The sequence below is a fragment of the uncultured Sphingobacterium sp. genome (assembly GCF_964277905.1).
Classification (GTDB): domain Bacteria; phylum Bacteroidota; class Bacteroidia; order Sphingobacteriales; family Sphingobacteriaceae; genus Sphingobacterium; species Sphingobacterium siyangense.
This window is the reverse complement of the sequence record NZ_CAXYKD010000043.1, coordinates 368,591-377,239: the sequence shown is the minus strand read 5'-3', so window position 1 is coordinate 377,239 and position 8,649 is coordinate 368,591. Positions and strand designations below refer to the sequence as shown.

Genomic DNA, 8,649 nt, shown 5'->3' with positions numbered 1-8,649 from the left:
GGACGATGCCAATGCATAACTGGGGCTTGACCATATCCCAACTTTATATTAGATTTGGGGATAGACTCAAATTAGAAAGAGGTTTTTAAGATGCTAATCCAATGACACAGTTTGAGTTACACTCCCCCTTTTTTCACCAGTTCCTTTAATTGTTTAAGTATATTTTGCTTTACTATCTTTTGCTGATCAGCACCTAAAAACTCCTGATTGCTTCCATGCACACAATTTACTCCCAGATTTATAAAGTAACCATAGTTATTTTCTGAAAAAGGGTCTTTAAGATCTTCAAGTCTAATTTTATCCGAAGAATTCTTTTCCATTTGGTAGAGCGCATAGCCATTTTCATGTAATTCATCATTAGAAAGGATTATCCCTATTTCTCCATTTGTCTTTGGGTCAAACAGAGATTTTGTATTTTTAAAATTTTTATCTAAATATTTATTGTACTTTTTTACATACTTGACTGCTTTGTCTTTTTTAAATTTTGATAATGTTTTTCTATGAGAAAAAGATGCATTTTCCAGATAAAATGCTAGAGCACTCTGACCAATATAATTCTGGTAAAATTTTTCAAGTATATCGTAGAACTCATCATCGCTTAATTTATTCAGTTTATAACTATGAAAACAGATAACATAATCGCGAATTTTTGAAAAGTAAAATGATATGTTGAATGAATCTTCTTTGTTTGATCTAATCAGAATATTTCGGGAGAATAGATCCTCAGACAGACTTTCGTTCACACCAAGTTTAAGTCCTGTCAGAATATTGTTTATATCGATTCCGTTGTCATCATGCGATTCACGGGAAGTGTATTCACTGTTCAGCAACACTTTGCCTATTTTTGAAAGTATTCTTAGCGCATGCTGTATACCAATCTCTGTTTTTTCCAGTGATTCCTGCAAATAAGTTCGTATTAACTTTAAATCGTTGATTTTTTCAGGAACTTCTTTCTCTTTATATACTTGACTAAAGATTTTTAAAAAGAATCCATTTTTCAATTCGTCCAATAAACTCTTTGAAATAGGGCCTTTAAATCCAAAAATACTTTCATACTTGGGAATGACGTTTACCAGATCCGATTCTGTAAAGTCCTGCATTAAGAAACCCATTTTATCTAGCGGATGGTTGGTAACCTCAGGATATTTCTCTAATTCTTCATGCAGGTGGGATTTTGTTCCATTTATCTTTAAGATACTGTCCCAAATAGTTAATTTACAACTGATACAAATTTTAATATTGTCAAAATTTCTACAGGACAGTGCAATTTCACTTAATTCGAATGAGATATTATGATTTGTACTTTCATCTATTGCATCAATAAAAATAAGAACTGTTTTGTTGATGCTTCTCCCTAATTCGTTAAGCTTCTTAAGTACCAGATCGCTGTCGTTCTTCCCCGAAAAAACAACATTTAAATCTTGTGCCATATGCTCAAGGGGGGATTTGTGTAACAATGCGGCATTATAGAAAAACACAAATTTGTCTTCCAGACTTTGTAAAGCGAGTGAGCAAACAGAATTTGTTTTTCCGACTCCTGCCGCACCAACTATTGCATAAATTTTAGCTTCTGAATTCAGGAAATTATTAAAGTGTGCGAAAAGGTCTTCTCTCTCACAATAAAGCTCTCTTATGAATTTAGCAGATAGCGAATCAATAGATCCCATAATAGGGCCCATCCTATCCTGGATCTGACCTTTACAAAACAATTTTAAGTTTTCGGAAGAAAAGGATATAAATTTAGTTAAAGCCTCATACCTAATCCGCAGATCTTCTTCAATCGATAAAGAATATTTATTTTTAAAAAAATCAGAATGTTCCGCTAGATTTTTACCTGTTAGTTCCATTTTTGACACAGAATCGAATACTTTTGTATCTTTTCCATTGGTAATAATGGTAAAAGGAGCAATATTGTCTTCAAGAGCTCTAGCGTACGATATCCCTTGCTCTATATCATTTTGATCGATCAAAATTGAATCATTCTTCAATTCTACAATAAATAGATTTGTTCCGTTTCTTTTACAGAGAATATCAGCCCTGCCGTTAATCGGACGGACTGTTTTGCCTAATCTAATTTTAAAATTATATTCTAAAGAAATTTCAGATTCATCAAATCCTAAATCTTTCAAAAAAGGCAGCAGTAATTTTCCTCGGATTTCTTCTTCGTTCATTGACAAAATTTTAATTATACGGTTTCAGGATATCATTTCGTAGCTCAACTCAAATATACAAATATTGTAGGGTTAACAGGATCGTCGGGTACTTCAAAATTTCGCAAAAGTTGTCTAAGATTCAGGTCTGACACAAAACCTGAATTATGCCATGATCTGAATATTTAATTATCCAATACCTTAGATTTAGTTTATCTTAGCATATAATTATTTATAGAAATCTACAGAAAAGATCTTCAATTTTAAATTCGTATATGAAGCATAATATTTTTGATTTAAATCTGCCGGGAGATGCAAGAAACAAACAGCTAGAAATTATCTCAAAGGATTATTTCAGGCCATTGTTTGATGTGGAAAGATTCGTTGTTAAAGAAGAAGCTATCGATAATGGTATTGATTTTAGGTTTGAGATAAAACTGAACAACTGTATAACGGGCTTTGGTTTCAATTTTCAGTTAAAAAGTACGGAAAGTACAAGGCAAAATAACGATGGTTCGTACAGCAAAAATATTGAAACAAGCAATATAGAATATCTACTCAATAATGGACAGCCTGGTTATTATGCCTTTTATATAGATGACGAAAAGTTGATCTATTATGCTGAACTCAAAAAGATCATCTATGACTTGACGGTTAAAAATCCGAACTGGCAAAATCAGCCTAATCATTCCATTAGGTTCACTGAAAAATTGGATGCTGACGCAATCACCACAATATACAATACAGCGCTCACAGAAGGACAAATGCTCAGACGGATACAGGGAGCTATGGCTGAGGGATTTGGACAGATAGAAAAAAAAGATAGAATAATTATCGATCTCGACTCTAATGTAGTAACTGATTTTGAAATAGCAGAAAATATTGAAAAATATGGACTATTTCTGATTGATGAATGCAGGTGGGCCGATGTTATCGCACTGCATAAAAAGACGACAAACACTCATGCCAGGTCTGCAATGTACAATCTGGTTATTGGGGTTTCCTATTATTATTCAGGAGAGTTTTTCAGAGCCATGGATTTTTTGAAGGAAACTTACAAAAACATTGATAATCTTGAACATTACCTTAAAGATTACATGTTATTTTTTTATTATGGTCTACAGCGGATCCTGAACATCATCACCGAAGATGACTTTCAGAGACTTACGCATGCTTTTGCAGAAAACAGTACCATATTTATCCATAGAGAACTCGAAGATGCAGTCCAACTCAAAGTCAGAATGCATGACTCTCCTGATTCTAGCAGCCTTGAGTTTGAGAAGAAAATTGCGGAAATCATAAATAACCCATATTCTTCTGATTATATTAAACTCTTGGCAAAAATTGAGCTTACATTCTACAGATCGGAACAGCTGATCTCAAAACTAATCATGATGTTATTGTCAGGAAATTTAGCTGATGCTAAAAGGAACTTTACTACCATCAACAGAGAATTCAGGGATCTGCTTGAAGAATGTGAGAAAATTAACTCTAATTTTGCGAGCCATTTCTGCGGCATTAAACACTGCACATTTATCATTCATTTTGATTGTATTTTTAGAAGGCTGTTAAAATCAAATTCTTTTGATGATGTTCTAGCTGACATATTAATTAACCTACAAAAAATTTACACTTATTTTAAGACGATAAATCATGTTGAGAATGAACTTTGCAGTCTTTCTCTTCTTCTGGAGTATTATCAGAACCTGGAAAATAAGGATAAAATCCGGGAAATAGAAAACACATTGGATCAGTACAAAATTGAATATGGAAATCATGAATTCAATAAGAAGATTGATTTCACCAAGAATGGAGGAACTTTCGTCAGTTTCATTGTTGGAGAGTCAAGTAAAATTGAACAAGAGACTGAGCTAGTTGACCAATTGATGAAGGAAATGGAGGTCATTGAGCAGACCGAGGCGGCCGAAGGTTATGTTTACGACGCAAGTAAACACATGATCACATTGTTTCCGCTTGGAAATTTCCAGTTTCCTGAAGATAAGACAGATGTTCTTTTCCAAATATTGGGTATAAATGATCAAAGGCTAAAAGAACAGATAAAAAATATGCTAGAATATGTTACTCCAGTGATTAATTGCCTACCGCTTAAAATTGAACAAGAAGGTCCACTGAACGGTATGCTGGAAGACAGAGGTCTCCAAAGCAGAAAAAATATAAATCGAATAAGGAAAGAACTATACCATAACAAATTCCAAAGGATTTAACCTAAATTTCGGTTTTTATTTTTTATTAAAATTCAATATATTGATAATTTTAAGTTGTCTGTATTTAGTTAAGTTTTAATACTTTATTATCATTGCCCTTGGAAGATTATGAAAAGTCATTGCTGCTACGGTGGACAAAGATTTTTTTGGCTTAAGTTACAGAGCCCTGATTAACGATCGTCAGGTATGAACTCACCAGAATAAGGGCAATGATGTTAAGCAAATCGGAAAGAACTTAGGGTTTGACCTTCACTATTATAAGAGCCTGCAACTTATTTTTTGAATATTGAAGAGTACGGTACTTATTGCTAATAAAATTCTTCTTGCAAATGACCTAGATCGCTAGTCAGATAAATCGATCATCATGTGAAAAATTACAATTTCACAGTTTTCTCCGTGATAAGTCTTAGCCAGCTTCAAATTTGTGACATCGTTGTAGTCTTGAGATACTTCTGTAAAAGAACTATTCTTGTTAATCTTGAATTTTTCATCATAATGAATTTGCTCGACGTCGGATTTATATGATTGCCAAGTGTTATTAAAATTTTGTTGTTTTCCTTTAAAATAAATAATCATATAATATCTTTCAAGATAGTTATTGTACCCGAATATTTTTTGAACATGCTTTTCGACAATTGCCTTTTCTTTACCCTTAAGGATCATGCCTTCCAAAAGTGCAACGTCAATGCCTCCTGCCTGAATGGTTATATCTGCCTCCCCCGCATTTATTGAAGTTGGAGAAATCCCTGTTCTAGGTTGGTCATGGATACTCCATCCCCAAATTTGAAATCGTAACTTTAGAGTTGCTAAGAAGAGATCGTTAAATCGATCCTCATGAGGGTTTTTCTTAATAGCATCACGTTTGACTGTCATCACTTTCGCAGCCTGAACCAATTCATTAAAAATAAAATCACTTAAATTGCGTTTGTCATTAACTATATCCGGAGTTATTGAAGGTAGGTCTTTCGCAGCAATGCTCCTAATGTTGATCAAACTGTTTTTAAAGGATAGTAACAGTTCCTTTGTAACTGAATTTTTTTGTAGCTCACCGATGATGGCCGGTATTTGTTTTCCGTTTAATTTTAAATATTCAATTGAATTTTTCAGATATGAGAACGCAGCATCGTACAGCTCCATACTGGTGTAATAATTATAAACCGTCGGAATGATTTCCTCCTCATAAAGATACGGTCTGGATAGCATGCTGAGGTTATTGTTAAATTTGATCCTATCATCAACATGCGCATAATAATGAAGTTGGTTACTGGCAATAGCTTCAGTTAATTCAGATATTTTCTTTTTGTTTTCCTCTTTCAGGCTTTTACTGAATTCTTCCCATTGCTGAAATGCCATGCCCAGCAAATTCAAGTCATCCACATGAATTGCTTTTAAAGTCTGAGCCCTGTATAAATGAAATGCATATCTTGGCTCATCTTCTTTGGATCTAAGGGATTGAAAAATCTTAATAGCCTGCTCATAATCTTTTTCATTATATAACTTTTGCAAACCCGTAAAGAAGCTCTTTAAGTGCTCTCCTCTATCATTATAACTAATTATATATTTCGGTTTAGGAATTTCAATTTTGGCGAGTTTATCGGAATTATTTTCTTTAAAAGCCAAAAGTAGATTGACGTTGAATAACATAAAAATCATATTTTCATCGTCCTTCCCTACCTTTTGTAAATGCTTCTGGATTCTCTGAATCAAAGACTCCGCCAAATCCCAATGTGATTCAGAGTTGACTGCTTCAATTAGTGTATCTTGCAGATCAGTCACCGTGTATCTGCTTTTTATATACTCTTCTATTTCAATCGTTCGAATTCGGTCGGCAACAGTTTTTGCAAGTTCTTTAGATTCCAAAATATTTATAGCCGTTAACATACTGCCCATATCGATGCTCTGTTCAAAAAAATCTTTGATAAACTCGACAGCTTTGTTATTAGCAAAATAATTAAGGGAATGGAATAACAATGAACGCAGACTTTGATAATAAAGCTTCTGTCCATAAACATAAAAGTTCTCATCGAAAATATTTACTCGTTCGTCTTCAAATTTATCGAGTGAATACTCTGTGGACAGCTCCTGAATATAATTCTCAAGTTTCGTCAATGTTCTCTTGACAGGTAACTGTTCGATTTCAAGTTCATTATTCTTTGTGTGTATAACATTAAATGCCAATAACATTGATTTAACAAAGCTTTTTAATTTATTGCTTTGTTCTTTGTTCTGTTCATCATAAATGCTTTGGTTTATGTCAAAAACTAATGTTTTACAAAATTCTTTTTTCAATCTGTATAGATAACCACTTTTTTCAAATAATAAAAATAAGTAGCTCCAGTCAATTATCTCGAATCCAAACTGATTGTTATAGCGCCTTATTTTTTTAGTTTCCTTTGTCTTACCAAAAAAGTCTATTACTTCCACTTCGTCCTGCGAATAATAATCCAATAGATATTTAAAAAGATTATCCGTTAATGCGAGAGCTTTCTCATTAATCAATTTTTTCTCAGGGGCATATATTTCGCCATCAAAAAAATACAAATTGCACATTCGCAACACCTCTGTACTCACATCCAAAAATGGAAGATCGAGTGATAAATAATTTGAATGTTCCTTATGGGTTTGATATTCATTCAAAAGATAATCTAGCATTTCTGGCAATAATGAAATAATAATTCTGGGTGAAATATTGTATGCATTATTCGACCTGCTATGCCTTTTCAAGATGAGAGACTTTAAGATTTTCTCATAACGTTTTCTTGCATTATTATGGCTTACGTAATTATCATTTGGGTTATAATGGAAAACATTCTTAGAGGTATCAAGCAAAATTTTAATTATGCAATTACCTTTAGATAAATTGTCGTGCTGCGAGTTACTAAATAAATCTAATATTAAATCAAAAGATTCAAAAAATAACTCATTATTTAGTTTATACTTTTCAGCATTTTGTAGCTGCCAGTTTTCATGTATTTTCAAATAAGCCTCATTTATTGATATTTTATCGATTGATCTTAAAATTATAGGGATTAATTCCGTGTCATTTAAAAGAAAAGGTATGATTGAAGAAAATTTTGTTGGGATATCATTGTACAGAATCAAAAGCAGAAAAGGTCTGGAAAGATCTTTTAGTATTTTTGAAACTTCGGAAAAATCAGGCAATATGCCTGAGCAACTTTTTAAATGAAGGCCCAATAGCAATGAACAGAAAACTCTACTTTTCTGGTAGTAAAATAGATCTTCATATTGTCTTCCAATTGATTTAATACTTTCAATGAAATTATAAGGGTTACTATAATCAAAATGTACTATTGGAACTGGATCATTAATTTCGATACTACGGTAGTCTGCCGCGTCCATCCAAATTTTCTGAAAATCATGACTGCTTTTCAAAAGGTCATCCTCCTGAAGTAAATATTTAAGTGCAAACTTACCAACCTCACTACATTGTTCAGGTGTCAGTAAATATGTCAAGTCAATACCATACATTCTCATCCGTAAAAGCAAAGCAATGTATTCTTTAAATTCCTCAAATGAATTTTCATTGCAGATCAACATCCATAGCGTAGCTGCGATTTCATTCTTAAGTGTTTTTATATAATTGCGGTCAATCCAAACATATTCTTCTTTATCTTTGATTTTAGTTAAAATTTCCTGCTGCGTCAAAAATTCAATAGTCACTTTTGCTGGTGCATATAAACTTAGAATTTCACTTAACTCATTTTTTGAAATTTTTAGTTTACTATCGTAGAAGCATCTTTGGTAGTAAATGGACAAAAATTCTACTAATTTTTCTTTCCCAGCCGGAATATCTGGTTTCTTTCCTTCTTGTTTATCGTAGCCAACTTTCCATATTAAATACCTAACCACTTGAGGTAATATTACTTCACCAGTAACAATTCTGATCCAGCTTATTTCTTCAAGATCTTTTATGGAAATAGTGGAATTATTTCTATTATTGAAATCAAAAAGTATCTTCTCAAACTTTTTCTTGCTCCGATCAATATAGTTCAAGTTTAAAATAATGTGAGACAATACATATGACAGATTAAATTGTAGATTTTCTGCTTTGATGCCAACATTTACATACTCTCTATAGATATTGTCCTTCGAGCTGAGGGATTTAATTTTTTCACTTAATGCTGTAAACTTATCTTTTAAATGGTAATCAAGATGAAAATGCATATTTTCTCATAATATGGTTAATACTGTTTAAATATAGGTGTTTTAGTATTTTTACAAAAAATTAGAAAAATTTCACTTGCAATCATACC

3 protein-coding genes are annotated in these 8,649 nt (G+C 32.5%); 1 reads left to right on the top strand and 2 read right to left on the bottom strand.

Annotated features, from left to right (window positions below):
- Positions 1-116: 116 nt before the first annotated feature.
- Positions 117-2,171 carry a type I restriction enzyme HsdR N-terminal domain-containing protein gene (locus ACHWSC_RS20090; protein ID WP_394677933.1) on the bottom strand — a complete coding sequence of 685 codons (2,055 nt, stop codon included), beginning with the start codon at positions 2,169-2,171 and terminating at the stop codon, positions 117-119.
- 254 nt (positions 2,172-2,425) lie between these two features.
- On the opposite strand from ACHWSC_RS20090, the gene ACHWSC_RS20085 reads away from it, so the two are divergent.
- Positions 2,426-4,375 carry a DUF4365 domain-containing protein gene (locus ACHWSC_RS20085; RefSeq protein ID WP_394677932.1) on the top strand — a complete coding sequence of 650 codons (1,950 nt, stop codon included), beginning with the start codon at positions 2,426-2,428 and terminating at the stop codon, positions 4,373-4,375.
- Between the two features lie 342 nt (positions 4,376-4,717).
- Here ACHWSC_RS20085 and ACHWSC_RS20080 read toward each other — a convergent pair whose 3' ends face one another.
- Positions 4,718-8,560 carry a hypothetical protein gene (locus ACHWSC_RS20080; protein ID WP_394677931.1) on the bottom strand — a complete coding sequence of 1,281 codons (3,843 nt, stop codon included), beginning with the start codon at positions 8,558-8,560 and terminating at the stop codon, positions 4,718-4,720.
- Positions 8,561-8,649: the final 89 nt, after the last annotated feature.